Consider the following 24,135-nt stretch of genomic DNA (forward strand, 5'->3'; position numbering starts at 1 on the left):
ATGCAAACCGGAAAATAACGTCTAACGCCCTTCAATAGAAAGTCACGAAGGGGTGAGCGACAATCACAAAACAAGCGACTTGAAACGGAAAGACGCCGGGATTCCTCCCGGCGCCTTCGATTGTCGAAGCTTTACGCAGCCAGATCGCGCAGAACGGTCTGCAGAATACCGCCATTGTTCATGTAGATCACTTCATCAAGCGTATCGATACGGCAAAGAAGCGGAACTTCCTTCACCGTGCCGTCGCTGTAAGTGATCTTGGCGATCTTCTTTTCACGCGGCTTGATCTCGCCTTCGAGACCGTCGATCTCAACGATTTCATCGCCTTTGAGGTCGAGGCTCGCCCAGGACGTTCCCTCTTCAAAGACGAAGGGGACGACGCCCATGCCGACCAGATTCGAACGGTGAATACGCTCGAAGGACTGCGCGATGACCGCCTTGACGCCGAGCAGGTTGGTACCCTTGGCCGCCCAGTCACGGGATGAGCCGTTGCCATATTCGACACCCGCAAAGATGACGAGCGGAACGCCCTCAGCCTTGTACTTCATGGCCGCGTCATAGATCGACATCTCTTCCTTGGACGGATAGTGAATGGTGTAGCCACCTTCCTTGCCGTTCGGGCCGAGCATGTGGTTGCGGATGCGGATGTTGGCGAAGGTGCCGCGCATCATCACTTCGTGGTTGCCACGACGTGTGCCGTACTGGTTGAAGTCGGCAACGCCGACACCATGCTCGGTGAGATAAGCACCGGCAGGCGATGCCGCCTTGATCGAACCGGCCGGAGAAATATGGTCGGTAGTGATCTTGTCGCCGAAGAGACCGAGAACGCGCGCGCCCTTGATGTTCTTGAGACCCGAACCCGTCTTGCCCATGCCCACGAAGTAGGGTGGGTTCTGGACATAGGTCGAGTTGTCGTCCCAGGCATAGGTCTGACCCGGCGGCACCTGAACGGCCTGCCAGTTGGCATCACCCTTGAAGACGTCGGCGTACTTCGTCTCGTAAAGCTCGCGCGTGACGTATTTCAGGATGAACTCCTGAATTTCCTTCGAGGTCGGCCAGATATCCTTGAGATAGACCGGGTTGCCGTCCTTATCATTGCCGATCGGCTCCTTGGTCAGGTCCTTCTGGACCGTACCGGCAAGAGCGTAAGCGACGACGAGGGGCGGAGAGGCGAGATAGTTCGCCTGCACGTCAGGCGAGATACGGCCTTCGAAGTTGCGGTTACCGGAGAGAACGCCGGCCGCAATCAGGCCCTTGTCGTTGATCGTCTTGGAGATCGGCGCCGGCAGCGGGCCGGAGTTGCCGATGCAGGTCGTGCAGCCGAAGCCAACGAGGTTGAAACCGATCGCATCGAGATCCTTTTGAAGGCCCGACTTGTCGAGATATTCGGCAACCACCTGTGATCCAGGTGCAAGCGACGTCTTCACCCATGGCTTGGAGGTCAGCCCCTTGGCGACAGCGTTACGGGCGAGAAGGCCGGCAGCGATGAGGACGGAGGGGTTGGAGGTGTTGGTGCAGGAGGTGATGGCGGCAATCGCCACATCGCCGTGACCAAGATCGAAATCCTCGCCTTCCACCGCGTAGCGGCTCGAAAGCTGGCCGGGCTTCTTGTAGTCGTTTTCGAGAGCCGTCGCGAAATTGGGCGCGATGGTTTCGAGCGGCAGGCGGCCTTCCGGACGCTTCGGGCCGGCCATGGACGGTACGACGTCGCCGAGGTCGAGTTCGAGCGTGTCGGTAAAGACAAGATCGGAACCGTCGCCGGTGCGCCACATGTCCTGGGCCTTGGAGTAGGCTTCCACGAGGGCAATACGATCCTTTGTACGGCCGGACATCGTCAGGTAATTGATGGTTTCGCTGTCAACCGGGAAGAAGCCGCAGGTCGCGCCATATTCCGGGCCCATATTGCCGATGGTCGCTCGGTCGGCCAAAGACATTGAATCAAGGCCGGGGCCGAAGAATTCGACGAACTTGGAAACGACGCCCTTCTTGCGCAGCATCTGCACGACGGTCAGAACGAGGTCGGTCGCGGTGACGCCCTCCTTCACCTTGCCAGTCAGCTTGAAGCCGATGACCTCAGGCAGAAGCATGGAAACCGGCTGGCCAAGCATGGCCGCTTCAGCCTCGATACCGCCGACGCCCCAGCCGAGAACGCCGAGGCCGTTGATCATGGTCGTGTGGCTATCCGTGCCGACGCAGGTATCCGGATAAGCGATGGTCTCGCCGTCCTCTTCCTTGGTCCAGACGGTCTGGCCGAGATATTCCAGGTTGACCTGGTGACAGATGCCCGTGCCGGGGGGAACAACGCGGAAGTTCTTGAATGCCTGCTGGCCCCACTTGAGGAAGCGGTAACGCTCGCCATTGCGCTCATATTCAAGTTCGACGTTGCGGGCAAAAGCGTTCGGCGTACCGAATTCGTCAACGATAACGGAGTGGTCGATGACGAGATCGACAGGAACCAGCGGATTGATCTTTTCGGGATCTCCACCGAGAGCCTTGATACCATCACGCATCGCGGCAAGATCGACCACGGCAGGAACGCCGGTAAAGTCCTGCATGAGAACGCGGGCGGGGCGGTAGGCGATTTCGTTTTCAGTGAGGCCCTTGTTGTTGAGCCATTCGGAAACCGCCAGAATGTGTTCCTTGGTAACGGACTGGCCGTCCTCGAAACGCAGGAGGTTTTCGAGCAGGACCTTCATGGAATAGGGCAGCTTGGAAACGCCCTTCAGGCCATTGGCTTCAGCCTTGGGCAGGCTGAAATAGACATAGTCCTTACCATCGACGGTAAGAACGGAACGACATTTGAAACTGTCGAGTGATTTGGGCATGGATAAAAACCCCGCTTACACTGATAGCCAACACGTTCGTGCGGACACCTATGCACTCATGCACATCAGGATGCGGGTACGACCATTTCCGCTGTCCGCACGTGAAAATTGCTCCTCGCAATCGTCAAGTCCGGCGCAAGATGATGTTCACGCCGGCCGCTGGCGTGTTGACACCCATATAGATAATTTCAGACAAACGTGCCAGACCATTCCACGACGCTAATCGATTTTTTTATGATCGAACGGCAAATTTTAATTGGAACCGCAGCATGCATCTGACGGCGGAAAATCTTGGCGTGCGACGCGGCGAAGATTTCATATTCATGAACATTTCCTTCAAGTTAAGCGACGGTGAGGCGCTGGTGCTGACCGGGCGTAACGGCTCGGGAAAATCGACGCTGCTGCGCACGGTGGCCGGTCTGTTGCGACCCGAGCGGGGGCAAGTGAAGATAGCCGGCGAAGGAATAGAAGCCGAGATGCGACCTTCGGAAGCGTGCCATTATCTCGGCCATCGCAATGCGATGAAGACGGAACTGACAGTTTCCGAGAACCTGCACTTCTGGAAGGATTTCCTTGGAGACTTTCATGGCGCGGCGGGCGTAGCGATTGACGAAGCGGCCGAGAGTGTCGGCCTTGACAGCATTATCCACCTGCCTTTCGGTTACCTGTCCGCCGGTCAACAGCGCCGCTTCGCGATGGCAAAGCTCCTTGTCGCATGGCGACCGGTATGGATTCTCGATGAACCGACTGCGGCGCTCGACAGGGCGGCAGACGACATGTTTACCGACCTTGTGAAAGGCCATCTTGCAAAAGGCGGGATCGTGCTGGCGGCAACCCATCAGCCTTTGGGGCTGGAGAAGGCGCAGGAGTTGCAAATGGCCGGGTTCGCGGGCGTGGAGGCTTGGGCGTGATGGCGATGTGCACGCGGCTTACCCCCCTCTGCCCTGCCGGGCATCTCCCCCTCAAGGGGGGAGATCGGCAAGAGGCGCTACAGCCACTCGATTCTCGAGCATTGAGTTGGACGAAACCTAACCGCGAGTCGATCTCCCCCCTTGAGGTGGAGATGTCCGGCAGGACAGAGGGGGGTAAACTACACCCACCGAGGTCGCCCCAATGACCGCTCTCTTCCTCCGCGATCTCAAGCTCTCCATCCGCGCCGGCGGCGGCGCGCTGATCGGCGTCCTGTTCTTCATGACAGTGGTTGCCGTCATCCCTTTCGGCGTTGGACCCGATCTCAACCTGCTTGCTCGTATCGGCCCGGCCATTGTCTGGATCGGCGCACTTCTGTCCGCCCTTCTCGGCCTCGACCGGTTGTTCCAGGCCGAACGCGACGACGGCTCCCTCGATCTCATCCTGATGCAGGAAACGCCGCTGGTGCTGACCGTCTTCGTCAAATGCCTGGCGCACTGGGTATCAACGGGCCTGCCCCTGGTGCTGGCATCGCCCCTTCTCGGCCTGTTCATGAACATGGACGAGGTGGCAATCGGCGCGGTGATGCTCACCCTTCTCGTCGGCTCTCCCGCCATCACCTTCATCGGCGCGGTAGGGGCGGCGGTTGCCGTTGCCCTGCCACGCGGCGGCCTTCTGGTCTCCATCCTCGTCCTGCCGCTCGCCATTCCGGTGCTGATCTTCGGTGTCAGCGCTTCCTACGCGGCAGTGCAGGACCCGGCGCCTTTCCTGCCACCCTTTCTCATTCTCTGCGCGATCACGTTATTTTCAGCCGTGACCGGCCCTTTCTTTGCCGCTTCGGCACTGCGCAATGTTATGGATTGAGGAAACCGCAACGCACGATACCCTGTTGACAGGGATCAATTGCGGGGCGGCCATTCTCGGGTTACACAAACGGCATGAACGAGCAGACTTTCTCCATCACCAAGTTCAGCGATCTCGCCAATCCCACGCGGTTTCTGGCGCTGGCGGCACGCATCCTGCCATGGCTCGCCGGTTTGACCGCGCTGGTGCTGGCGGCCGGCCTCTACATGTCCTTCACCTCGGAAGGAGATTACCAGCAGGGTTACACGGTGCGCATCATGTATGTGCACGTGCCCTCCGCCTGGCTGGCCATGATGTGTTATTCGGTCATGGCAATATCCGCTATCGGCACCCTCGTCTGGCGCCATCCGCTAGCCGATGTCAGCCATAAGGCCGCAGCCCCCATTGGCGCGGCCTTCACGCTCATCGCACTTATCACCGGCTCGCTCTGGGGCAAGCCTATGTGGGGAACCTGGTGGGTGTGGGATGCGCGGCTGACCTCCGTTTTCGTGCTTTTCCTGATGTATCTCGGGCTCATCGCACTCAACCGCGCCATGGACGATCCATCCAGAGCCGCCCGCGTCAGCGCGGTGCTGATCCTCGTCGGGTTCGTGAATATTCCGATCATCAAGTTTTCGGTCGAGTGGTGGAATACGTTGCACCAGCCGGCAAGCGTCATCCGGATGGGCGGCTCCGCCATCGACGCGGAGTTTCTCTGGCCGCTTCTGACCATGGCGATCGGTTTCACGTTGCTGTTCTTCACCCTGCATATCGCCGCCATGCGCAATGAAATCTGGCGCCGACGCGTGGCCGCGCAACGCCGGCTTGCCGCTCGCATGGCGAACCGGGAGGGTTGAGGGATGACACACGCCTTTTATATCGGCATGTCCTATGCGGCGACCGGCCTTGTCGTTCTCTGTCTCATCGCCTGGGTCGTCGTTGACGGCCAGGCACGCAAGCGGGAACTGAAGGAACTCGAAGCATCCGGCGTGCGCCGCAGGACAAGAGCCGGTTCCGCTGGTGACGGCAAATGACGCAGACTAACCAGAATGACGCATCAAAATCCAGGTCGTCTGGCCGCGCACGTTACGCGCTGGCGCTTCTTCCCTTGCTGCTGTTCGGCGGCTTTGCCCTCGTTGCCGGCAAGATGCTATATGATCAGGATGTCAACGGGCTGGATGTCAGCGCCATACCGTCAGCGCTTATCGGTACCAGGGCGCCGACCCTGTCGCTGCCGCCACTGGAAGGTTCGAACCTGCCGGCACTGACGGATGCCGCCATCAAGGGCAAGCTGACACTGGTCAATGTCTTCGCTTCCTGGTGCATTCCCTGCCGGCAGGAACATCCGCTGTTGCAGGAACTGGCGAAAGACGACCGCATCACTGTCGTCGGCATCAATTACAAGGACAAGCCGGACAATGCCCTGCGCTTCCTCGGCGAGCTCGGCAACCCCTTTGCTGCCATAGGTATCGATCCCAGCGGCAAGGCGGCGATTGACTGGGGTGTGTATGGCATTCCCGAAAGTTACCTGGTCGGCGCGGACGGCACGATCCTTTACAAAAAGGTCGGCCCCTTCGATGCCCGCAGCGTCGAGCGCGACCTGCGACCGGCCATTGCGGCCGCAGCCGGGAAATAACCGCTCGTAAGGCATCACGCCTTGTTAACGACCCTCAGAGGCGGGCCTTCCGCCGGCAGACGCATGCCTTCCAGCACCACCTGATCGCGACCGCCGCGTTTTGCGGCATAAAGACTGTCATCAGCACGCTTGATGGCGTCGTGAATGGAATGATCGCCCCTCGCGACCGCGGAAACACCGAAGCTCGCCGTGATCTGACTGGTCACACCCCGGCTGCGCCAATCCAGTGACGACAGGCCTGTCCGCATGCCATTGGCAAGCTGGCTGGCCGCAGCAGCCGTCCGACCGGGCAGGAACACCACGAATTCCTCGCCGCCGAAACGCGCTACCAGCGCATCCTCGGGCGCATTTTTTGTGAGAAGATCGGAAAGGCCGATGAGGACGATATCTCCCGCCGCATGGCCGTAGACATCATTGATGCGCTTGAAATGGTCTATGTCGCAGGCAATCACCGCGCCATCAGGCGTATCATTACGAAAGTCGGGCACACGCCGGTCGAAGCCACGGCGGTTCAGCACGTCCGTCAGGGGGTCATGCTCCGCCGCGTGCTGATGCCGGTCCACGGTGACGGAAATCTGGCTCGCGAGCACCGAAAGCGCGAGCAGGAAACCAAAAATACTCGCAGCAAGCTGCATGTAGAAAGCATAATCCGACTCGAAGAACTCGCTGAGCTCGATCATCGAGCCTCCCGGCGTCATCACCAGCAGCAAGCCGATGCGCACCAGCGTCTCCACCACCACGAGACAGGCGATCCCCACCATCAGCCTGTCGGCAAGCGCAGCCGGGCGCTTTCGCACGAGCCAGACCGGGATCGCGAGCAAAAGGGCGCAAACGAGATCGCCGATGACGAGTTCGCGTTTCAGATCGGGCGTGATGAAAACATGGAAAGAAACCAGCAACACCGCAACCACGACGATCGACAGCCGCGCCTTGGTATAGAGCGGCCGCCCGAAATGGGTGAGCAACGCGTGGCCATAGAGGAAGAAGGCGGAAAAGAACAACAGATTCGAAAGGATCGCCTGAACTTCAAAAGGCAGCCCGCCAAGCACCAGCGGTGTTGCAAAAGCAAAGGCCGCCGAAAGATATCCGATACCCCAGTAGCGGGCGGAAGCCTGCCCGGTCCTCTGCAGGAACAGAAACACCACGCCGAATGTCAGCATGATAAAGGGAAGAAGATAGGCGAAATTGTCTTGCAATGGGTTCTGCCGGAGGGAGAGACGAGCCTTTGAACCCGGATGTTACCGCAATGCCCTTAAGAAAGCCTGCATATATCGCGCGATTCCAGGGCCGTTCGGACTGCAACGTCGGCGAACCCCGTTCACATTTGCGGGAGCGCGTTCTGCCATTCCTTTATGGCTTCAACAGGCCAGACAAGCATGACGACGTTGAGCGTCAGGTTGTCGCGGATCAGCCAGCCGGTGAATATCTCGAAGAAGATGGCGACCACCACCGTTAGCCACACCGGCGCACGGGCGGCGAAGAAGAAACCCAACGCCATGAAAACCGTGTCCATCGCCGAGTTCAGGATACTGTCGCCCGTGTACCCCAGCGCCATCGTCGCGGTTCGGTAGCGATCGATGATGATGGGCGAGTTTTCAAGAATTTCCCACGCGGCCTCTACCAGCACCGCAAGGGAAAGCCGCATGGAAAGCGGCTTGTTGCGGAACAGCAGCCACGCAAACCAGTAGAACAGGAAGCCGTGGATGATATGTGACGGGGTGTACCAGTCAGCGATGTGCTGGGAGTTGCCCGGTGTATTCACGCCAGGCTCGAACAGCTTAACATAACCGCATTCACAAATCGGAATGCGGCCCATGGCGTAGAGAATGATGATCTGCAGGAGAAGCAGCCCGGCGGCCACGCCGAACCATCTAAGCGAACGCGAACGGGAAGCCGGCATCTCCGCAACTGTCATTTTTCGTCCTTGCCAAGCGGCTCGACAGAATGGCGCATCACAAGCGGCATCTGCGCCATGGTGAAGATGATGGTGATCGGCATGGTGCCCCAGACCTTGAAGGCCACCCAGGTGTCTGTGGAGAACATGCGCCAGACAACCTCGTTCAGCACCGCCAGAAAGAGGAAAAAGATGCCCCAGCGCAGCGTCAGCTTGCGCCAGCCCTCATCCGTAAGCTTGAAGGCGGAATTGAAGACGTAACCGAGCAGCGACTGCCCGAAGAACAGGCCGCCCAGCAGAATGACGCCAAACAGCGTGTTGACGATGGTCGGCTTCATCTTGATGAAAGTGTCGTTCTGCAACCACAACGTCAGAGCGCCGAACACGAAGACCACGATGCCTGAAATCAGCGGCATGATCGGCAGCTTGCGCGTCAGCACCCAGGAAACGGAGAGCGCAATCGCTGTCGCGATCATGAACAGGCCGGTGGCGATGAAGATCGGGCCACCGAACTCTGTTAGAACCGGAAAAGTGGTGGCAAGCCATTCGCCGCGGGAATTGGCGAAAAAGAAAACGACGAGCGGGCCAAGCTCAAGCACGAATTTCAGGAGCGGGCTGATTTCCGCCACCATCTTTTCGCTTTCCTTGGAATTGCTTTCAATATCCATACTCAAACTCCCGCAATGGCCTTGGCGAAATCTTCCGCCTCGAAGGGCTCCAGATCGTCAACACCTTCACCCACACCGATGAAATAAACCGGCAGCCTGTGTTTGGCGGCAATGGCGACGAGGATACCACCGCGCGCCGTGCCATCCAATTTTGTCATAATCAGGCCCGAAACGCCCGCAACATTGCGGAATATTTCCACCTGGTTCATGGCGTTCTGGCCCGTCGTTGCGTCCAGAGTCTGTAACACGGTGTGCGGCGCATCCGGATCGAGCTTGCCGAGCACGCGCACGATCTTTTCCAGCTCCGCCATCAGTTCCGTCTTGTTCTGCAAACGGCCAGCGGTATCGATGATGAGCACATCGCTTTTCTGCGCCCGCGCCTGCTCATAGGCATCGTAAGCCAGACCCGAGGCATCTGCCCCAAGCTTGGTGCCGATAAAGTCCGAGCCGGTGCGGTCGGCCCATATCTTCAACTGCTCAATCGCTGCCGCGCGGAAAGTATCGCCGGCCGCCAGCATCACCTTGAGGCCCGAGCCAGAAAGCTTGGCGGCGAGCTTGCCGATGGTCGTCGTCTTGCCCGTACCGTTGACACCGACCACGAGAATGACATGCGGCTTGTGCGAGAGATCGAGTTCCAAAGGTCTGGCAACAGGCTTCAGAACCTTGGTGATCTCGCCCGCCATGATGCGCGCCACATCTTCACCGCTCACATCCTTGCCGTAACGCTCCGAAGACAGGGCGCCGGTGATGCGCATGGCGGTCTCGACGCCGAGATCGGACTGGATGAGAAGGTCTTCCAGCTCGTCGAGCGTATCTTCATCCAGCTTGCGTTTGGTGAAAAGCGCCGAAATCTGTGTGGTTAGCTGCGAAGACGTGCGGGCAAGCCCGTTTCGCAGGCGCTGGAACCATGTCAGTTTCACCTCAGCTACGGCAGGCGCAGGCTCCTGCCGTTCGCTGGCGGACGAAAAGCCCTTTGGCAGAGCTGGTGGAACCGCAATGGGTTCAGGCGCGGTCGCGGCTTCCGCCTCGTCAAGCAGCGCATCCATCGCATCGGCATCAAGCACGACGTCGGCAGCCTCCGGAGTCGGCTCGACCTGCTCCTCGGCAGCCGCTTCCGCCTGTAGCAACGACAATGGCACCAGGCCCATATCGCCGGACAGCTCGGCACCGGGAAGAAGCGGCGCGTCCTCGTCTTCATTCTCGCCGGAGGAGGCTAGATCTTCCGCCTCGTCGGGGGCCGGGCCGCCGGCCGTCTCCATCTCCAGTTTGGAAACAGGATCCCTGTCGACAGCATCATGCGCTTCGGCGTCGTTCAGCGCCGCTTCGAAAGAGGCGTTTTCATTGCCGCGCTCAAGCGCAGCATTCTCTTGTGGCCGCTCTTCCGTTTCGGCCTTGTCCTTGCCGAACGAAAAGACTTTTTTGATGAAGCCGAGGGCCATGGTTGTTCCCGTGTCTCTTTTCTTGCGCTGCCTCAGGCCGCATCTGCCGCCAGAAGCCTCATATTCAGATGTTTGCCGTTGTGGCCGGTAATCGCAACCCGCGCAAGGGTGCGCGGGGCAAGATCAGGTGCCGCCACCAGCGTGAAATTGTCCGTATGGGCAAAACCGTTGTTTTCAACAAGAATGGTCTGCACCGAACCAACCATTCCTTGCAGATGCGCCACCTTAAGCGACTCCCCCCGCACGCGAAGCCTCGCCGCCCGCTCCTTCACAAGCGCTCGGTCCAGCTGCGGCATGCGTGCGGCGGGCGTGCCGGCACGCGGGCTGTAGGGAAAGACATGCAGGTTGGAAATGCCGCATTCTTCCGCAAGCGTCGCCGCGTTCTCGAACATCTCTTCAGTCTCGGTCGGAAAACCGGCGATCATATCCGCGCCGAAGGCCACATCGGGCCTGAGGGCCCGCACCTCGTGACAGAAGCGGATGGCATCGGCACGTGAATGGCGGCGTTTCATGCGTTTCAAAATCATGTCGTCGCCATGCTGGAGTGACAGGTGCAGATGCGGCATGAAACGCGGCTCACCGGCAATCAGATCCATCAGATGGTGGTCGGCCTCGATACTGTCGATGGAAGAAAGGCGCAGGCGCAGGATGTCGGGCACCTGCTTCAGCAATGTCTTGGCAAGATAACCAAGAGAAGGCTCACCCGGCAGATCGGCGCCGTAACTGGTCGCATCCACGCCGGTCAGCACGATCTCGCAATAACCGCTCTCCGTCAGCCGGCGGGCCTGATCCACCACCGCACCCATCGGCACGGAGCGCGAATTGCCGCGCCCATAGGGAATGATGCAGAAGGTGCAGCGATGATCACAGCCGTTCTGCACCTGAATGAAGGCGCGCACATGCCCGTCTATGTGCTTGACCATCTGAGGTGCGGTCGCCTTGATGCTCATGATATCGTTGACGCGCAGTTTTTCTTCCGCCGAAACGCCAAAATCCGGCAGCGCGCGATAAGAGGCGCTTTTCAGCTTTTCCTCATTGCCCAATACCGCGTCTACCTCGGGCATCTCGGCAAAGGTCTGCTTCTCGGTCTGGGCGGCACAGCCCGTCACGATGATGCGCGCATGTGGGTTGTCGCGCCGGGCGCGGCGGATCGCCTGACGAGCCTGTCGCACCGCTTCCCCGGTCACCGCGCAGGTATTGACCAGCACGGCATTGTTAAGCCCGGCCTTTTCGGCCTCCGCCCGCATCACTTCCGATTCATAGGTGTTGAGACGACAGCCGAAGGTTATGACCTCGACCCCGCTCATACAGCCCCCCGCTCGACAGCATCCCGCGCCCACAAGCCGGTAATGGGATCGACGGAGCCCGACCATTCCCATTCGGCCGGGCCGGTCATGATGACGTGGTTATCTTCACGCCAGTCGATAGTCAGCGGCACGCGGATCGGGCTTGAGGCGACATCGATGCTGACCTTGCGGCCGGTGCGGCCGGTGCGGGCAGCGGAAACAGCTGAAGCACAGGCGGCCGAACCGCAGGCAAGCGTTAGCCCGGCGCCCCGCTCCCAGGTGCGGGTGCGAAGCGCGCTGTCTGAAATCACCTGCGCCAGCGTGATATTGGCCTTTTCCGGAAACACCGGATGGTTTTCGAGCAACGGGCCGAAGCGTTCGAGATCAAACGTCATCGGGTCACGATCAACCCAGAAAATAGCGTGCGGATTGCCCATCGACATGACGGCCGGCGAATGCAGGATCGGCGCATCGATCGGCCCGATCTGCAATTCGATGCGGCTGGTATCGTGGAATTCCTCAGAAAGCGGAATGTCGCTCCAGCGGAAACGCGGGAGCCCCATATCGACCGATATCATGCCGTCTTCATGCTCGACGGCATTCAGGATACCGGCGACCGTCTGGAAGGTGAAGCTGGTCTTGCCGGTTTCGGACGACAGGGCCTGCACCACGCAACGCGTGCCGTTGCCGCAGGCCTGCGCCTTGGTGCCATCGCAGTTGAGGATGTCAATATAGGCATCCGTTCCCGCGATACGCGGATCGTGGATGGCCATGATCTGGTCGAACTGGGTGGCAGGATCGGCATTGAGGGCAATTGCTGCCTCTGGCGTGACCATATCCTGTCGGCCGCGCATATTGACAACCAGGATCTTGTTGCCAAGCCCGTTCATCTTCGCAAATTCGACCGTGTTCGCCATCGCTTTAAACCTGAAAACCGCTTTTCATACGGGATTTTCCCGTGCTTTCGCCCTATATGGCGGAAACACCGGCAAATTACCAGACTGTTGCGTCGCAAACGGGGCGGCTGTCAGGCAGAAGGCACGTCGAAAACATGGCGGAAACACCGGCAAATTACCAGACTGTTGCGTCGCAAACGGGGCGGCTGTCAGGCAGAAGGCACGTCGAAAACCTCGCCGGGGCGCATCGGCCGGAAACGGCTCTCCTCCACCCCGTGTTCGCTCAACGCAACCTTGAGGGCTGCGAGCGGCGCATCGACCGCCTCATCGGTCAGCTGTACCGTACCCCAATGGTGGCCGCAGACATGCGCCGCACCGCAAAGCTCCATGCCTTCCACGGCTTCCGCCGGGTTCTGGTGTTGGCCCTTCATGAACCAGCGTGGCTCATAGGCGCCGAAGGGCAGGTTGGCGAGGCGGAACTCACCATGCTTCTTGCGCGCGGCGTGATAGTTGAGGCCCTCGTGAAAGCCGGTATCGCCAATATGGTAGATTTTCCCACCCGGCGTTTCGATGACGAACGCCGCCCAGAGTGCCATGCGCCGGTCGTTCAGACCACGCGCCGACCAATGATGGCACGGCTCGAAGTGAATTTTCACCGCACCGGCATCAATCACATCACCCCAGTCGCCCACCTCGATGCGCGCGGCCTGAACGCCGGTACGGATGATGGCATCATTGCCGAGCGGCGTGATGAAAAGCGGCTTGTGCGCCACATGCAGGCGCTTCAGCGTCTCCATATCCAGATGATCGTAGTGATTATGCGTTACCAGCACCAGATCGATGGGCGGCAGATCCTCAAAACGGATACCGGGCGGGTTGACGCGCTTGGGCCCGGCGAAGCTGAAGGGGCTGGTGCGCTCAGACCACACGGGATCGACGAGAATATTCAGGCCCGCTGTCTGGATAAGAAAGGAAGCATGGCCGATGAAGGTGACACGCATGTCTTTACCCTCGACCCGGCTGTCCGGTTTCGCAAACGGAAACGGGCTCGCATAGCTTTCCGGCCACTTGGCGCGTTCACCGTTGAAGCGCCATTTCAGCAGACCCATGAAGTTGCTGGGCGGCGTACCACCGGGATTGAAAAAGCGTATCCCGTCGAAATGATCGGAGATAGGGCCGCTGTAATAAGCGCTGGCGCTTGAACGACGGGCATAAAGGCCGCCGCCCGCCAGAGCGAGCAGACCAACAGCGGAAAAACGGAAAAATTTTCGACGGTTCATGACAAATGTATAGGGAGCAGAATCGCGCCGTTCAAGCACCGCCTCTGGCGGCCGACGACCGATCACGCAAAGATGAAATGCAGGCTTTGTCGGGCGGAAACCAACGCTGCCTTGACTTTTCCGGCACTTTCCTGTTTATCCCGCCCATCAGCTGGCAGTTTCACGACTCCAAGCCGCCGACCGGGACCCGAAAAGGTATAAAGAGATCCCGGAGGTCAACACCCGACAGCGCGATGCGCCCTCGGGTGCTTTTTGGCTTTGCGTCTTGTTTTTGCCAGCGAAAGCACCGACGTTTCGGAAACCCGGAACGAAGAAGGAAGAAACGATGTTTGAAAACCTCCAGGACCGCCTTGGTTCCATTCTGAATGGACTGACCGGCCGTGGCGCGCTGACGGAAGCCGATGTTGCCGCCGCCCTGCGCGAGGTTCGCCGTGCGCTGCTGGAAGCGGATGTGGCCTTGGAAGTCGTACGTTCCTTCACCGACAGAGTGCGTGAAAAGGCCGTCGGCGCGGCCGTTCTGAAATCCATCAAGCCCGGCCAGATGGTCGTCAAGATCGTCCATGACGAGCTTGTCGAAATGCTCGGCACCGAAGGCGTCTCGATCGACCTTCATGCGACCGCCCCCGTCGTCATCATGATGGTAGGTCTGCAGGGCTCGGGTAAAACAACAACCACCGGCAAGATCGCCAAGCGCCTGACCGACCGCGACAAGAAGAAGGTGCTGATGGCATCTCTCGACACGCGTCGTCCGGCCGCCCAGGAGCAGCTTCGCCAGCTCGGCGTCCAGACCGGCGTCGACACGCTGCCGATCATTGCCGGCCAGTCGCCGACGGATATTGCCGCACGTGCCGTGCAGGCCGCAAAGCTCGGCGGGCATGACGTCGTCATTCTCGATACCGCCGGCCGCACACACATCGACGAACCCTTGATGCTGGAAATGGCAGACATCAAGAAGAAGTCCAATCCGCATGAAATCCTGCTGGTCGCGGATTCTCTGACCGGTCAGGACGCCGTCAATCTGGCGCGCAATTTCGATGAGCGTGTCGGTATAACCGGCCTTGTTCTCACCCGCATGGACGGTGACGGCCGCGGCGGTGCGGCCCTCTCCATGCGCGCCGTCACCGGCAAGCCGATCAAGCTGATCGGTATCGGCGAGCGCATGAACGAACTCGACGAGTTCCACCCGCGCCGTATCGCCGACCGTATTCTCGGCATGGGCGACATCGTCTCGCTGGTCGAAAAGGCCGCCGAAAACATCGATGCGGAAAAAGCCCGCGCCATGGCCGAGAAGATGGCCAAGGGCAAGTTCGACCTCAACGATCTGGCCGACCAGCTTGCCCAGATGAAGAAGATGGGCGGCATGGGCGGCATCATGGGGCTGATGCCCGGCATGGCCGGCATGAAGGACAAGATGGCTTCAGCCGGCATGAACGACAAGATGTTCGACCGCCAGATTGCCATCATCTCCTCCATGACCAAGGCGGAGCGCGCCAATCCGGATATTCTGAAACACAGCCGCAAGAAGCGCATCGCCGCCGGTTCCGGCACCGATGCCGCCGAAATCAACAAGCTCTTGAAGATGCATCGCGGCATGGCCGACATGATGAAAGCCATGGGCGGCAAGGGCAAAGGCGGCATCATGAAGCAGATGATGGGCGGCCTTGCCGGCAAGATGGGTCTCGGTGGCATGATGGGCGGCGGCATGCCTGATTTGTCCAACATCGATCCGAAGCAGCTTGAAGCGCTCCAGAAGCAGGCGGAAGCCGCCGGCCTCGGCAAGCCGGGTGGAATGCCCGGCCTTGGCGGTCTGCCGGGCGGATTGCCGGGCCTCGGAGGCACAAAGCTGCCGGGTCTTGGCGGCATGCCGGGCCTTCCCGGCTTTCCGAAAAAGAAGTGAGGGGGACGCCAATGAACAATACAGAGGTGAAAGCCCAGCTTTCCGAATACCGCCAGTCGATCGACAACATCGATGCCGCACTGGTTCACATTCTTGCCGAACGTTTCCGCTGTACCAAGGCGGTGGGCGTGCTGAAGGCAAAGTACAATTTGCCGCCGGCAGACCCGGCGCGCGAGGAATACCAGATCGAACGCCTTCGCCACCTGGCAAAGGACGCCAATCTGGACCCGGATTTCGCCGAGAAGTTCCTGAACTTCATCATCAAGGAAGTCATCCGGCATCATGAAGCAATCGCCGCCGAACATGGCGGCACAGAAAAGACCGCCTGAAAGGCGGACAAGCCATCCTAAGGAGTAAATGACATGGCACTCAAAATTCGTCTCGCACGCGGTGGTTCCAAGAAGCGCCCGTATTACCAGATCGTTGTTGCTGACGCCCGTTCGCCCCGCGACGGCCGCTTCCTCGAGAAGGTCGGTTCCTGGAACCCGATGCTTGCCAAGGACAACCCGCAGCGCGTTGAGCTGAAGGCTGACCTCATCAAGGAATGGATCGCCAAGGGCGCACAGCCGACCGACCGCGTTCTGCGCTTCCTCGCAGAAGCCGGCCTTGCCGAGCGCGCCGCTCGCAGCAACCCGGAAAAGGCAAAGCCGGGCAAGCGCGCTCTGGAACGCGTTGCTGAAAAGAAGCAGAAGGCTGAAGATGCAGCCGCTGCCGCTGCGGAAGCCTCTGCTGCAGAATAATCTGCACGGAAACTTTTGAGGAACGGGTGGCGTGGATTTCCACGCCGCCCGTTTTTTGTTTATTTTGGCGTCAACAGACCTTAAAGCTGACGCAACCAATACCAGAAGACGGACGGCCCGATGGCAAAGCTGGAAAACCCGATACTCATGGCAAAAATCGGTGGCGCGCAGGGTCTGCGTGGCGAAGTCCGTGTCAGCACATATACTGATGACCCGCTGGCGCTCGGCGATTACGGCAATCTGGTCAGCGCCGATGGCCGCATTTTTGAAATTCTGGAAATTCGCGAGGGCAAGAACGTTGTCATTGTGCGCTTCAGGGGCGTCAACGACCGCAATGCGGCCGAAAGCCTGAATGGGCTCGAACTCTTCATCGAACGCGACAATCTGCCCGACGACGAGCTTGATGACGACGAATTCTATTATGCCGATCTCGAAGGGCTGGAGGCAGTTGATGCCGAAGGCAAGAGTTATGGCGCCGTCAGTGCGGTCTATGATTTCGGCGCGGGTGATCTGCTGGAGCTGAAGGGTGCGGGCCGTCGCCCGGCCCTCATTCCCTTTTCAGAGGCGGCGGTGCTGGAGATCGACCTCGAAGCCGGACGCATTCTTATCGATCCGATGGCCGCCGGCCTGATCGACAATCCCGACGACAAGGACGAAACCGGCGTACGGCCGTTCGGCAAGAAGTAACCGATGACCTTCAAGGCTACCGTGCTGACGCTTTACCCGGAAATGTTCCCGGGACATCTCGGATATTCGCTGGCCGGCAAGGCGCTGGAGCGGGGACAATGGTCGCTGGACGCCGTGCAGATCCGCGAATTCGCCACCGACAGGCACAGAAGCGTCGATGACACGCCCGCAGGCGGCGGCGCTGGCATGGTGCTGAAACCCGATGTCCTGGCCGCGGCCATCGACCACGTTTCCAATGGTGACACGCGCCCGCGCCTGCTGATGAGCCCGCGCGGCAAGCCTTTGTCCCAGAACCGTGTGCGCGAACTTGCGGCGGGTGACGGCGCAATCATCGTCTGCGGCCGTTTTGAAGGCGTCGACCAGCGGGTGATCGAGGCGCGCGCGCTGGAGGAGGTGTCGATCGGCGATTACATCCTCTCCGGCGGTGAGCCGGCGGCGCTGACGCTGCTGGACGCCGTCGTCCGCATCCTGCCGGGCGTCATGGGCAATGACCTTTCCGGCGTGCATGAAAGCTTCGAGGGCGGGCTGCTGGAACATCCTCATTATACCCGCCCGCAGGTCTGGGAAGGCCGCGATATCCCCGCCGTTCTCACCTCCGGCAATCACGCCGTCATCGACAAATGGCGTCATGAACAGGCGCTGAAGCTGACGAAGGAAAGGCGGCCCGACCTTCTTGAGAAGCCTCAGGTCGAGACGAAATAATAAGCCGTCAGCACCAGCCCGACCGCAATCACCAGCCAGCGAATGACCCACTGCGGCACCCGCCGCGCCGTGTGCACGCCCGCATAGCCGCCAAGCGCTGCCGCGGGAAACATGATGAGCGCCGCCCACCAGGAGACAACACCGCCGCTGACGAAGATCGTAATCGCGATGACCGCGATCACCACCGACAGCAGGTTCTTCAAAGCGTTCAGATGATGATAGCTTCCGCCCGAGGTTATTCCGAGGATGGCAAGCATCATGATGCCCATTCCTGCGCCGAAAAAGCCGCCATAGATGGAGGCAAGCCCCTGGAAGACGAGGCTCGGCAGATTGCCGGGAGAGCGCTCGGTGCTTGCCTTCGGCCTGAGCCACGGGCCGGCGGCAAAAACGGCGGTGGCGGCGAGAAGCAGCCATGGAACCAGCTGACGAAAGGAGGGGTTGTCGAGCGACAGAAGCAGGAGCGATCCACCCAGCCCACCGACGACGGAAACAGCCGACAGAAGGATCGCCTCGCGCCAATGGGCGCGTATCTCCGGCCCATAGGCGATGACGGACGTGACGTAGCCCGGAAACTGCACGATCGCCGACGTGGCGTTTGCGACAATCGGCGGCAGGCCGGCCAGCGTCATCGCACCGAAGGTCAGGAATGTGCCGCCGCCGGCAATCGCATTGACGACACCTGACAGAAAGCCGGTTGCAAACAGCATGAGAACGATGAATATGGACATGGCCCCTCCCAAGGTTTTCATGCCATATCCGGCCGAAAGCCGCTTCGCAACTGTCGGAGCGCGGTGAAGAATTGATAAAAATTGTCATGAAGGGATGACAAACGGTGCATCCTCGTGTATGTGCCCGCGTGGAATTGGGGTTTACCCCTTTAACCGCAAGCAAAGAATGGCGAACCCGCTCCTGCCGCAAGGCATGGCCTGAAGGCAATCGACCGATAGGCAACCGTTGAGCGCTCTGGCTGTTTCAGAAGAAATCAGAGGTTAACATGACCAATATCATTCAGCAGCTGGAAGCCGAACAGGCTGCCAAGATCGAAGCAAAGCGCACCCTGCCTGAGTTTTCTCCGGGCGACACGCTGCGCGTGAACGTCCGCGTTACCGAAGGTAACCGTACCCGCGTTCAGGCTTATGAAGGCGTTTGCATCGCCCGTTCCGGCGGCGGCCTTTCCGAAAGCTTCACCGTTCGCAAGATCTCCTACGGCGAAGGCGTAGAGCGCGTATTCCCGATCTACTCGCCGCTGGTCGAAGGCGTTGAAATCGTTCGCCGCGGTAAGGTTCGTCGTGCGAAGCTCTACTATCTGCGCGACCGTCGCGGCAAGGCTGCCCGTATCGTTGAAAACACCGGTACGCGCGCCCGTAAGCTGAACGAGTCCGAGCGCCAGGCAGCTGCCGAAGAAAAGGCACGTCTGGAAGCTGAAAAGGTAGCAGCAGCACAGGCTCTCGCCGCCGAAAAGGCAGCAGCCGAAGCTGCTGAAGCCAAGGCAGCAGAAGAAGCAGCAAAGGCTGCAGAAACCGCAGCAGAATAAGATTTCCAGTTTACTGGATTTACGGAAAAGGCGGTCTTGGGACCGCCTTTTTTGTTGCGCTCACATGTCTTGCTCTCGCTCCGGCAAGCGTGCAATTTGAGAAAAATCGCTCCGGAGCCTTTCATGATCGCCAGACGCCCGTTTCTCGCCGCCCTCGCCGTATTGGCCATGACGCCTGCACTCGCCGGCGCCGTCGATCTGCCGGATCTTGAGGGACGCACCGTCGTCGTGGTCACGGAAAATGCCTATCCGCCGCTGCAATTCGTCGACCCGAAAAGCGGAAAAGCCATCGGATGGGAATATGATGCGATGGAAGAGATCGCCAGACGGCTGAATTTCAAGGTCGAATATCAGAATATTTCCTGGGACGCGATGATCCAGTCAGTTTCTGCGGGGCAATACGACATCGGCATGACCGGAATCAGCATCAAGGACGACCGCAGGGAAAAGTGGATTTCTCCGTCCCTTATATGCGTTCGGAAATGTTCATGCTGGTGCGGGCAGACGAAAACCGCTTTACCGACGCAAAAAGTTTCGCCGCCTTCGATAAAGGTCTCGTTGGCGCACAGGCCGGCACCACGCCCTTCTACACCGCCGTTTACGATGTTCTGGATGGCAACGAGCAAAATCCGCGCCTTCGTCTGATGGAAACCTTCGGCGCCAGCGTTCAGGCGTTGAAAACAGGCGATGTCGACCTCGTGCTCACCGATGGCGTTGCCGGCAAGGGTTATGTCGATGCGTCAAACGGCACGCTCAAACTGATCGGTGGTCCGCTTGGCGGCGATGACTTCGGTTTCATCTTCAAAAAAGGTTCCGATCTCGTTGCCCCTGTCAATGCCGCGATCGCGGCGCTGAAGGCGGACGGCACCTTCGCCGCACTCGATAAGAAGTGGTTCCTCGACTACAAGCTTGGCGAATGACGCTGCACGACGCCACAACAAAGCGGAACACGCAGAACAGCACGAGCGAGGATTTTCCCTGGTGGCTGCTCGCGATCCTCGTGATCGGCATTGCCCTTGCCGCGATGATCGCTGTCAATGGCATTTACACGCAGGTGTTCAGCACCGTGGCAAAAGGTGTCGGCATCACGGTTTCCGTCACGCTCACGGCCTTTATGCTGGCAACATTGCTCGGCCTTTGCATCGCCATCGTCGGAATGGCTGATAATATCGTGGCACGGCAAGTGGCGCGGTTTTACATCGAAGTGGTTCGCGGCATACCGATCATCGTTCTGCTTTTCTACATCGCTTTTGTGGGAACGCCAGGCCTGGTGGCGCTCTATAACGGGCTGACTGCTCCGCTTGTCTCACAGGGATGGGTGGAGCCTTTGCTTGTGCGGGACGTATCGATGATCTGGCGGGCGATCATCGCACTGACCATCGGTTATGCGGCCTTCATTGCAGAGATATTCCGCGCCGGCATACAGGCCGTTCCGGAGGGGCAGATCGAGGCAGCAAAGGCCCTCGGTTTCAGCCGCTATCAGCGCTTCAGGCTGATCACTCTGCCACAGGCGACCCGGACGATCTTTCCGCCGCTTTCGAACGATTTCGTCTCGATGGTGAAGGACAGCTCACTTGTTTCGGTGCTCGGCGTCACCGACATCACCCAAATGGGAAAAGTCTATGCCGCCGGTTCTTTCCGGTTTTTCGAGACCTATTCGATCGTCGCCTATATCTACCTGATCCTGATCATAGGCCTGTCACTGATATTGCGGCGGATTGAAAAGGCGATGCGCTCGAAACAAGGATGAAGGAAAAGGGACAGCCGGAAGCAATCCGGCTATCCCTCTCTTTTGGTTCAGGCGGTTTGAGCCTGATTGCCCATCTTGCGGGTGGCGATGATGACTAGCACACCGGCAAGCGCGAGGCAGAAGGCAAGGAAGAACATCGGCGCAATGGTGCTGCCGGTCTGATCCTTGATCCAGGGCACGACGTTTTGCGCCACGAAGCCACCGAGATTGCCGACCGAATTGATGGCGGCGATACCCGCAGCAGCGCCCGCTCCCTTGAGGAAGCGGCCGGGCAGACTCCAGAACACCGGCTGGCCTGCAAAGATACCTGCAGCGGCGATGCAGAGGAAAGCGAACTGCAACACCGGGTCGCTCAGCAATGCCGACATCAGCAGGCAAAACGCGCCGATAAAGGCAGGACCAACGATATAGGGCGTCTTGTTCTTTGCCTTATCGGCCGCCAGAGGCACGACGAACAAGGCAACGGCAACGATCACCCAGGGGATGATGTTGATGAAACCGTTCGCGGTGTTGGAAACGCCAAAGCTCTTCACGATGGTTGGAAGCCAGTAGCTGAGACCATAGGCGGCCAGCGGAAATCCAACATAGCAGAGCGACATGAACAGAACCCGCGGATTGATCAGGGCTTTGAAGCCATCTTCCGCATGCTCTTCCATGCCCTTGTTCTCTTCGGCAAGCCGGTTCTTCAGCCAGTCCTTCTCGTCCTGCGACAGAAACTTGGCCTTTTCGGGCGTATCATCCAGATAGAAGAAGGTGGCTATCCCAGCGATCACAGCCGGAATACCAGTGGCAAGGAATACCCATTCCCACCCGGCATAACCGAGGAAACCGTCGAGATCGAGCAACATGCCGCCGAGCGGCGCGCCGATGGCATTGGCGAGCGCGCTGAAGATCATGAACAGGCCGATCATGCGGCCGCGATAATCGCGCGGGAACCAGAGCGTCATCAGGAACAGCACACCCGGGAAGAAGCCCGCCTCGCAAAGCCCGAGCAGGAAGCGCAGGATGTAAAACATCGTGGCGTTCTGCGTATAGGCAAGCGCGATGGTGACGGCCCCCCAGGAAACCAGAATGCGGGCAAACCATTTGCTGGCGCCGAAGCGGTTGAGGAACAGGTTGCTTGGCACTTCGAAGATGAAGTAGCCGATGAAGAACAGCGACGCGCCAAGTCCATAGGCGTATTCGCTGAGGCTCAACGCGTCGACCATCTGCAGCTTGGCATAGCTGACATTCTGTCGGTCGATATAGGCGATGAGATAGAGAAGGCCAAGAAACGGCATGAGCCGCCAGGTGATCTTCGAGATAAGGGCCTTTTCGGATACCATATGCTTTCCTCCCTTCGATTTCTCGTCGAATGCAAATGATAAGGGAACCCATCTATATGTGCGCTGCAAAATAGGCAAGTTGCGTTGCATCATAACAACCGCAAAGCGTTGCTGGGCAGGCCGTCTCGCCGTGATGCAGTGCATAGTGTTGGCACGATCCTGTCCTTCAGCCTGTCTCCTGCGCATTCATGTTGCCGTAAAACCATCGATCTGCTATGAAAGTTGCCATGGGATCTAAATTCGGATGTCTCGCTCAGAATGTGTATGTGCTGCAGGACCACAAGCGTCTGCCGGCACGCTTCTTTGCGCGCATTTCCGGGGCGCTCACCAGCCGACTTAGGCTCGCCTGACAGCACCGCTGTCCACCGCCTTACTGAACCCTACTATCCTTTTCCATGACAAGGCACAGAGCCATGAGCGCACCCCGCACTTTGTATGACAAGATCTGGGACGACCACGTCGTCAATCGCGACCCAGATGGAACCTGTCTTCTCTATATCGACCGTCACCTCGTTCATGAGGTGACGAGCCCGCAGGCCTTCGAAGGTCTGCGCATCGCCGGCCGTCCGGTGCATTCGCCGGCCCGCACGCTCGCTGTGGTCGATCATAACGTGCCGACCACCGCCGACCGGCTGGAAGGCATCAAGAACGAAGAAAGCCGAATTCAGGTGGAAGCGCTGGCGCAGAACGCCAGGGACTTCGGCGTTGAATATTATTCCGAACGCGATAAGCGCCAGGGCATCGTTCACATCGTCGGCCCCGAACAGGGTTTCACCCTGCCGGGTATGACGATCGTCTGCGGCGACAGCCACACCTCCACCCACGGCGCATTCGGCGCACTGGCGCATGGCATCGGCACCTCCGAAGTAGAGCATGTTCTGGCCACACAGACGCTGATCCAAAAGAAAGCCAAGAACATGCTGGTGCGTGTCGATGGCAAAATCCCCGAGGGCGTTACCGCCAAGGACATCATCCTTGCCATTATCGGCGAGATAGGCACCGCCGGTGGCACTGGCCATGTCATCGAGTTTGCCGGTGAGGCGATCCGTTCGCTCTCCATGGAAGGTCGCATGACGGTCTGCAACATGACCATCGAGGGCGGTGCGCGCGCCGGCTTGATTGCGCCTGACGAAACGACCTTCGAATACATCAAGGACAAGCCGCGTGCGCCGAAGGGCGAAACGCTGGAACAGGCGATCGCCTACTGGAAGACTCTGAAATCCGACGAGGGCGCCCATTACGACAAGGTCGTCATCCTCGATGCGGCCAATCTTCCGCCTATCGTCTCCTGGGGCTCTTCTCCGGAAGATGTAACCTCTGTTCAAGGCATTGTTCCCAATCCCGATGATATCGATGAAGAAAACAAGCGGGCCTCCAAGTGGCGCGCGCTTGACTACATGGGCCTCAAGCCCGGCACGCGCATTACCGATATCGCCATTGACCGCGTCTTCATCGGCTCCTGCACCAATGGCCGCATCGAGGATTTGCGCGCCGCGGCCAAGATCGTCGATGGCCGCAAGGTGGCTCCCAGCGTTTCGGCCATGATCGTGCCCGGATCCGGCCTTGTGAAGGAACAGGCGGAAAAGGAAGGACTGGACAGGATTTTCCTCGACGCCGGTTTCGAATGGCGCGAGCCCGGATGTTCCATGTGCCTCGCCATGAACGACGATCGCCTGAAGCCCGGCGAGCGCTGCGCCTCCACCTCGAACCGCAATTTCGAAGGCCGTCAGGGCTATAAGAGCCGTACCCACCTCGTCTCCCCCGCCATGGCGGCGGCGGCGGCCATTGCGGGTCATTTTGTTGACGTTCGTGAGTGGCAGTGAT

At 59.4% G+C, this 24,135-nt stretch carries 23 protein-coding genes and 1 pseudogene; 14 read left to right on the top strand and 10 right to left on the bottom strand.

The genetic code is table 11. The features are described from left to right. Positions 1 to 131 precede the first annotated feature (131 nt). Complete coding sequence (gene acnA, locus AGR2A_RS00680; RefSeq protein ID WP_072495154.1) at positions 132 to 2,825, bottom strand: aconitate hydratase AcnA; 2,694 nt, start codon at positions 2,823 to 2,825, stop codon at positions 132 to 134. A gap of 269 nt (positions 2,826 to 3,094) precedes the next feature. Here acnA and ccmA point away from each other — a divergent pair, with 269 nt between their 5' ends. The 5 genes from ccmA (at position 3,095) to AGR2A_RS00710 (ending at position 6,213) form a co-directional block, all read left to right on the top strand. Next, positions 3,095 to 3,736, top strand: coding sequence for a heme ABC exporter ATP-binding protein CcmA (ccmA, locus tag AGR2A_RS00685; protein ID WP_072495155.1), 642 nt, complete (start codon positions 3,095 to 3,097; stop codon positions 3,734 to 3,736). 202 nt (positions 3,737 to 3,938) lie between these two features. Next, positions 3,939 to 4,598: a heme exporter protein CcmB gene (gene ccmB, locus AGR2A_RS00695; protein WP_072495156.1), complete on the top strand. Its 660-nt coding sequence runs from the start codon at positions 3,939 to 3,941 to the stop codon at positions 4,596 to 4,598. A 74-nt stretch (positions 4,599 to 4,672) separates the two neighbouring features. Continuing rightward, the gene (locus tag AGR2A_RS00700) at positions 4,673 to 5,434 is read left to right on the top strand and encodes a heme ABC transporter permease (protein WP_006698262.1); all 762 of its coding nucleotides are present in this window, start codon (positions 4,673 to 4,675) and stop codon (positions 5,432 to 5,434) included. 3 nt (positions 5,435 to 5,437) lie between these two features. Next, positions 5,438 to 5,611, top strand: a complete 174-nt coding sequence (ccmD, locus tag AGR2A_RS00705; protein WP_006698263.1) for a heme exporter protein CcmD — start codon at positions 5,438 to 5,440, stop codon at positions 5,609 to 5,611. Next, complete coding sequence (locus AGR2A_RS00710) at positions 5,608 to 6,213, top strand: DsbE family thiol:disulfide interchange protein (RefSeq protein WP_072495157.1); 606 nt, start codon at positions 5,608 to 5,610, stop codon at positions 6,211 to 6,213. The genes ccmD and AGR2A_RS00710 overlap by 4 nt, the downstream gene beginning before the upstream one ends. A 14-nt stretch (positions 6,214 to 6,227) precedes the next feature. Here AGR2A_RS00710 and AGR2A_RS00715 read toward each other — a convergent pair whose 3' ends face one another. The 7 genes from AGR2A_RS00715 to AGR2A_RS00745 form a co-directional block, all read right to left on the bottom strand. Next, positions 6,228 to 7,409: a GGDEF domain-containing protein gene (locus tag AGR2A_RS00715; RefSeq protein ID WP_035207948.1), complete on the bottom strand. Its 1,182-nt coding sequence runs from the start codon at positions 7,407 to 7,409 to the stop codon at positions 6,228 to 6,230. 122 nt (positions 7,410 to 7,531) lie between these two features. Then, a complete protein-coding gene (locus AGR2A_RS00720) occupies positions 7,532 to 8,128 on the bottom strand; it encodes a DUF2585 domain-containing protein (RefSeq protein WP_004443925.1) in 597 nt (198 codons plus the stop codon). Beyond that, a complete protein-coding gene (locus tag AGR2A_RS00725; RefSeq protein ID WP_004443928.1) occupies positions 8,125 to 8,775 on the bottom strand; it encodes a septation protein A in 651 nt (216 codons plus the stop codon). The genes AGR2A_RS00720 and AGR2A_RS00725 overlap by 4 nt, the downstream gene beginning before the upstream one ends. Positions 8,776 to 8,777: 2 nt before the next feature. Beyond that, positions 8,778 to 10,214 carry a signal recognition particle-docking protein FtsY gene (gene ftsY / locus AGR2A_RS00730; RefSeq protein ID WP_072495158.1) on the bottom strand — a complete coding sequence of 479 codons (1,437 nt, stop codon included), beginning with the start codon at positions 10,212 to 10,214 and terminating at the stop codon, positions 8,778 to 8,780. Between the two features lie 32 nt (positions 10,215 to 10,246). Beyond that, positions 10,247 to 11,521 carry a tRNA (N(6)-L-threonylcarbamoyladenosine(37)-C(2))-methylthiotransferase MtaB gene (gene mtaB / locus AGR2A_RS00735; protein WP_045533386.1) on the bottom strand — a complete coding sequence of 425 codons (1,275 nt, stop codon included), beginning with the start codon at positions 11,519 to 11,521 and terminating at the stop codon, positions 10,247 to 10,249. Then, a complete protein-coding gene (dapF, locus tag AGR2A_RS00740; RefSeq protein WP_072495159.1) occupies positions 11,518 to 12,417 on the bottom strand; it encodes a diaminopimelate epimerase in 900 nt (299 codons plus the stop codon). Before dapF ends, mtaB begins: the two co-directional genes overlap by 4 nt. A 188-nt stretch (positions 12,418 to 12,605) precedes the next feature. Next, the gene (locus tag AGR2A_RS00745) at positions 12,606 to 13,676 is read right to left on the bottom strand and encodes an MBL fold metallo-hydrolase (RefSeq protein WP_048902859.1); all 1,071 of its coding nucleotides are present in this window, start codon (positions 13,674 to 13,676) and stop codon (positions 12,606 to 12,608) included. A 325-nt stretch (positions 13,677 to 14,001) separates the two neighbouring features. On the opposite strand from AGR2A_RS00745, the gene ffh reads away from it, so the two are divergent. The 5 genes from ffh (at position 14,002) to trmD (ending at position 17,702) form a co-directional block, all read left to right on the top strand. Beyond that, on the top strand, positions 14,002 to 15,573 hold the full coding sequence (gene ffh, locus AGR2A_RS00750) for a signal recognition particle protein (protein ID WP_072495160.1): 1,572 nt from the start codon (positions 14,002 to 14,004) through the stop codon (positions 15,571 to 15,573). An 11-nt stretch (positions 15,574 to 15,584) separates the two neighbouring features. Next, on the top strand, positions 15,585 to 15,902 hold the full coding sequence (locus AGR2A_RS00755; protein WP_003505091.1) for a chorismate mutase: 318 nt from the start codon (positions 15,585 to 15,587) through the stop codon (positions 15,900 to 15,902). 33 nt (positions 15,903 to 15,935) lie between these two features. Then, a complete protein-coding gene (gene rpsP, locus AGR2A_RS00760; protein ID WP_004443943.1) occupies positions 15,936 to 16,313 on the top strand; it encodes a 30S ribosomal protein S16 in 378 nt (125 codons plus the stop codon). 120 nt (positions 16,314 to 16,433) lie between these two features. After that, complete coding sequence (gene rimM / locus AGR2A_RS00765; protein WP_072495161.1) at positions 16,434 to 17,000, top strand: ribosome maturation factor RimM; 567 nt, start codon at positions 16,434 to 16,436, stop codon at positions 16,998 to 17,000. Positions 17,001 to 17,003: 3 nt separating this feature from the next. Beyond that, a complete protein-coding gene (gene trmD / locus AGR2A_RS00770; protein WP_035207958.1) occupies positions 17,004 to 17,702 on the top strand; it encodes a tRNA (guanosine(37)-N1)-methyltransferase TrmD in 699 nt (232 codons plus the stop codon). Here trmD and AGR2A_RS00775 read toward each other — a convergent pair. Next, positions 17,684 to 18,430, bottom strand: a complete 747-nt coding sequence (locus tag AGR2A_RS00775; RefSeq protein WP_006698271.1) for a sulfite exporter TauE/SafE family protein — start codon at positions 18,428 to 18,430, stop codon at positions 17,684 to 17,686. The genes trmD and AGR2A_RS00775 overlap by 19 nt on opposite strands. A 266-nt stretch (positions 18,431 to 18,696) precedes the next feature. Here AGR2A_RS00775 and rplS point away from each other — a divergent pair, with 266 nt between their 5' ends. The 3 genes and pseudogenes from rplS to AGR2A_RS00790 all read left to right on the top strand — a co-directional run bounded on the left by rplS (position 18,697) and on the right by AGR2A_RS00790 (position 20,986). Further along, on the top strand, positions 18,697 to 19,236 hold the full coding sequence (gene rplS / locus AGR2A_RS00780; RefSeq protein WP_003505101.1) for a 50S ribosomal protein L19: 540 nt from the start codon (positions 18,697 to 18,699) through the stop codon (positions 19,234 to 19,236). 123 nt (positions 19,237 to 19,359) lie between these two features. After that, positions 19,360 to 20,156: pseudogene (locus tag AGR2A_RS00785) on the top strand (transporter substrate-binding domain-containing protein). Continuing rightward, on the top strand, positions 20,153 to 20,986 hold the full coding sequence (locus AGR2A_RS00790) for an amino acid ABC transporter permease (protein WP_080822331.1): 834 nt from the start codon (positions 20,153 to 20,155) through the stop codon (positions 20,984 to 20,986). Before AGR2A_RS00785 ends, AGR2A_RS00790 begins: the two are co-directional and overlap by 4 nt. A gap of 47 nt (positions 20,987 to 21,033) precedes the next feature. Here the strand turns inward: AGR2A_RS00790 and AGR2A_RS00795 are convergent, their stop codons facing one another. Beyond that, a complete protein-coding gene (locus AGR2A_RS00795) occupies positions 21,034 to 22,311 on the bottom strand; it encodes an MFS transporter (protein WP_022556971.1) in 1,278 nt (425 codons plus the stop codon). A gap of 413 nt (positions 22,312 to 22,724) precedes the next feature. Here AGR2A_RS00795 and leuC point away from each other — a divergent pair, with 413 nt between their 5' ends. Further along, positions 22,725 to 24,134, top strand: a complete 1,410-nt coding sequence (gene leuC / locus AGR2A_RS00805) for a 3-isopropylmalate dehydratase large subunit (protein WP_072495163.1) — start codon at positions 22,725 to 22,727, stop codon at positions 24,132 to 24,134. The last annotated feature ends 1 nt before the right edge of the window (position 24,135 follow it).

Source organism: Agrobacterium genomosp. 2 str. CFBP 5494, from assembly GCF_900013495.1.
In the GTDB taxonomy this organism is placed as follows: domain Bacteria; phylum Pseudomonadota; class Alphaproteobacteria; order Rhizobiales; family Rhizobiaceae; genus Agrobacterium; species Agrobacterium pusense.

Bases quoted from the DNA above. Each gene is read 5' to 3' on its own strand.
- rimM (WP_072495161.1), top strand. From the start codon at position 16,434: ATGGCAAAGCTGGAAAACCCGATACTCATGGCAAAAATCGGTGGCGCG.
- AGR2A_RS00710 (WP_072495157.1), top strand. From the start codon at position 5,608: ATGACGCAGACTAACCAGAATGACGCATCAAAATCCAGGTCGTCTGGC.
- AGR2A_RS00755 (WP_003505091.1), top strand. From the start codon at position 15,585: ATGAACAATACAGAGGTGAAAGCCCAGCTTTCCGAATACCGCCAGTCG.
- rplS (WP_003505101.1), top strand. From the start codon at position 18,697: ATGACCAATATCATTCAGCAGCTGGAAGCCGAACAGGCTGCCAAGATC.
- ccmB (WP_072495156.1), top strand. From the start codon at position 3,939: ATGACCGCTCTCTTCCTCCGCGATCTCAAGCTCTCCATCCGCGCCGGC.
- ccmD (WP_006698263.1), top strand. From the start codon at position 5,438: ATGACACACGCCTTTTATATCGGCATGTCCTATGCGGCGACCGGCCTT.
- leuC (WP_072495163.1), top strand. From the start codon at position 22,725: ATGAGCGCACCCCGCACTTTGTATGACAAGATCTGGGACGACCACGTC.
- ffh (WP_072495160.1), top strand. From the start codon at position 14,002: ATGTTTGAAAACCTCCAGGACCGCCTTGGTTCCATTCTGAATGGACTG.
- AGR2A_RS00795 (WP_022556971.1), bottom strand. From the start codon at position 22,311: ATGGTATCCGAAAAGGCCCTTATCTCGAAGATCACCTGGCGGCTCATG.
- AGR2A_RS00720 (WP_004443925.1), bottom strand. From the start codon at position 8,128: ATGACAGTTGCGGAGATGCCGGCTTCCCGTTCGCGTTCGCTTAGATGG.
- AGR2A_RS00700 (WP_006698262.1), top strand. From the start codon at position 4,673: ATGAACGAGCAGACTTTCTCCATCACCAAGTTCAGCGATCTCGCCAAT.
- acnA (WP_072495154.1), bottom strand. From the start codon at position 2,825: ATGCCCAAATCACTCGACAGTTTCAAATGTCGTTCCGTTCTTACCGTC.
- dapF (WP_072495159.1), bottom strand. From the start codon at position 12,417: ATGGCGAACACGGTCGAATTTGCGAAGATGAACGGGCTTGGCAACAAG.
- ccmA (WP_072495155.1), top strand. From the start codon at position 3,095: ATGCATCTGACGGCGGAAAATCTTGGCGTGCGACGCGGCGAAGATTTC.
- AGR2A_RS00725 (WP_004443928.1), bottom strand. From the start codon at position 8,775: ATGGATATTGAAAGCAATTCCAAGGAAAGCGAAAAGATGGTGGCGGAA.
- mtaB (WP_045533386.1), bottom strand. From the start codon at position 11,521: ATGAGCGGGGTCGAGGTCATAACCTTCGGCTGTCGTCTCAACACCTAT.
- rpsP (WP_004443943.1), top strand. From the start codon at position 15,936: ATGGCACTCAAAATTCGTCTCGCACGCGGTGGTTCCAAGAAGCGCCCG.
- AGR2A_RS00790 (WP_080822331.1), top strand. From the start codon at position 20,153: ATGACGCTGCACGACGCCACAACAAAGCGGAACACGCAGAACAGCACG.
- ftsY (WP_072495158.1), bottom strand. From the start codon at position 10,214: ATGGCCCTCGGCTTCATCAAAAAAGTCTTTTCGTTCGGCAAGGACAAG.
- AGR2A_RS00775 (WP_006698271.1), bottom strand. From the start codon at position 18,430: ATGTCCATATTCATCGTTCTCATGCTGTTTGCAACCGGCTTTCTGTCA.
- trmD (WP_035207958.1), top strand. From the start codon at position 17,004: ATGACCTTCAAGGCTACCGTGCTGACGCTTTACCCGGAAATGTTCCCG.
- AGR2A_RS00745 (WP_048902859.1), bottom strand. From the start codon at position 13,676: ATGAACCGTCGAAAATTTTTCCGTTTTTCCGCTGTTGGTCTGCTCGCT.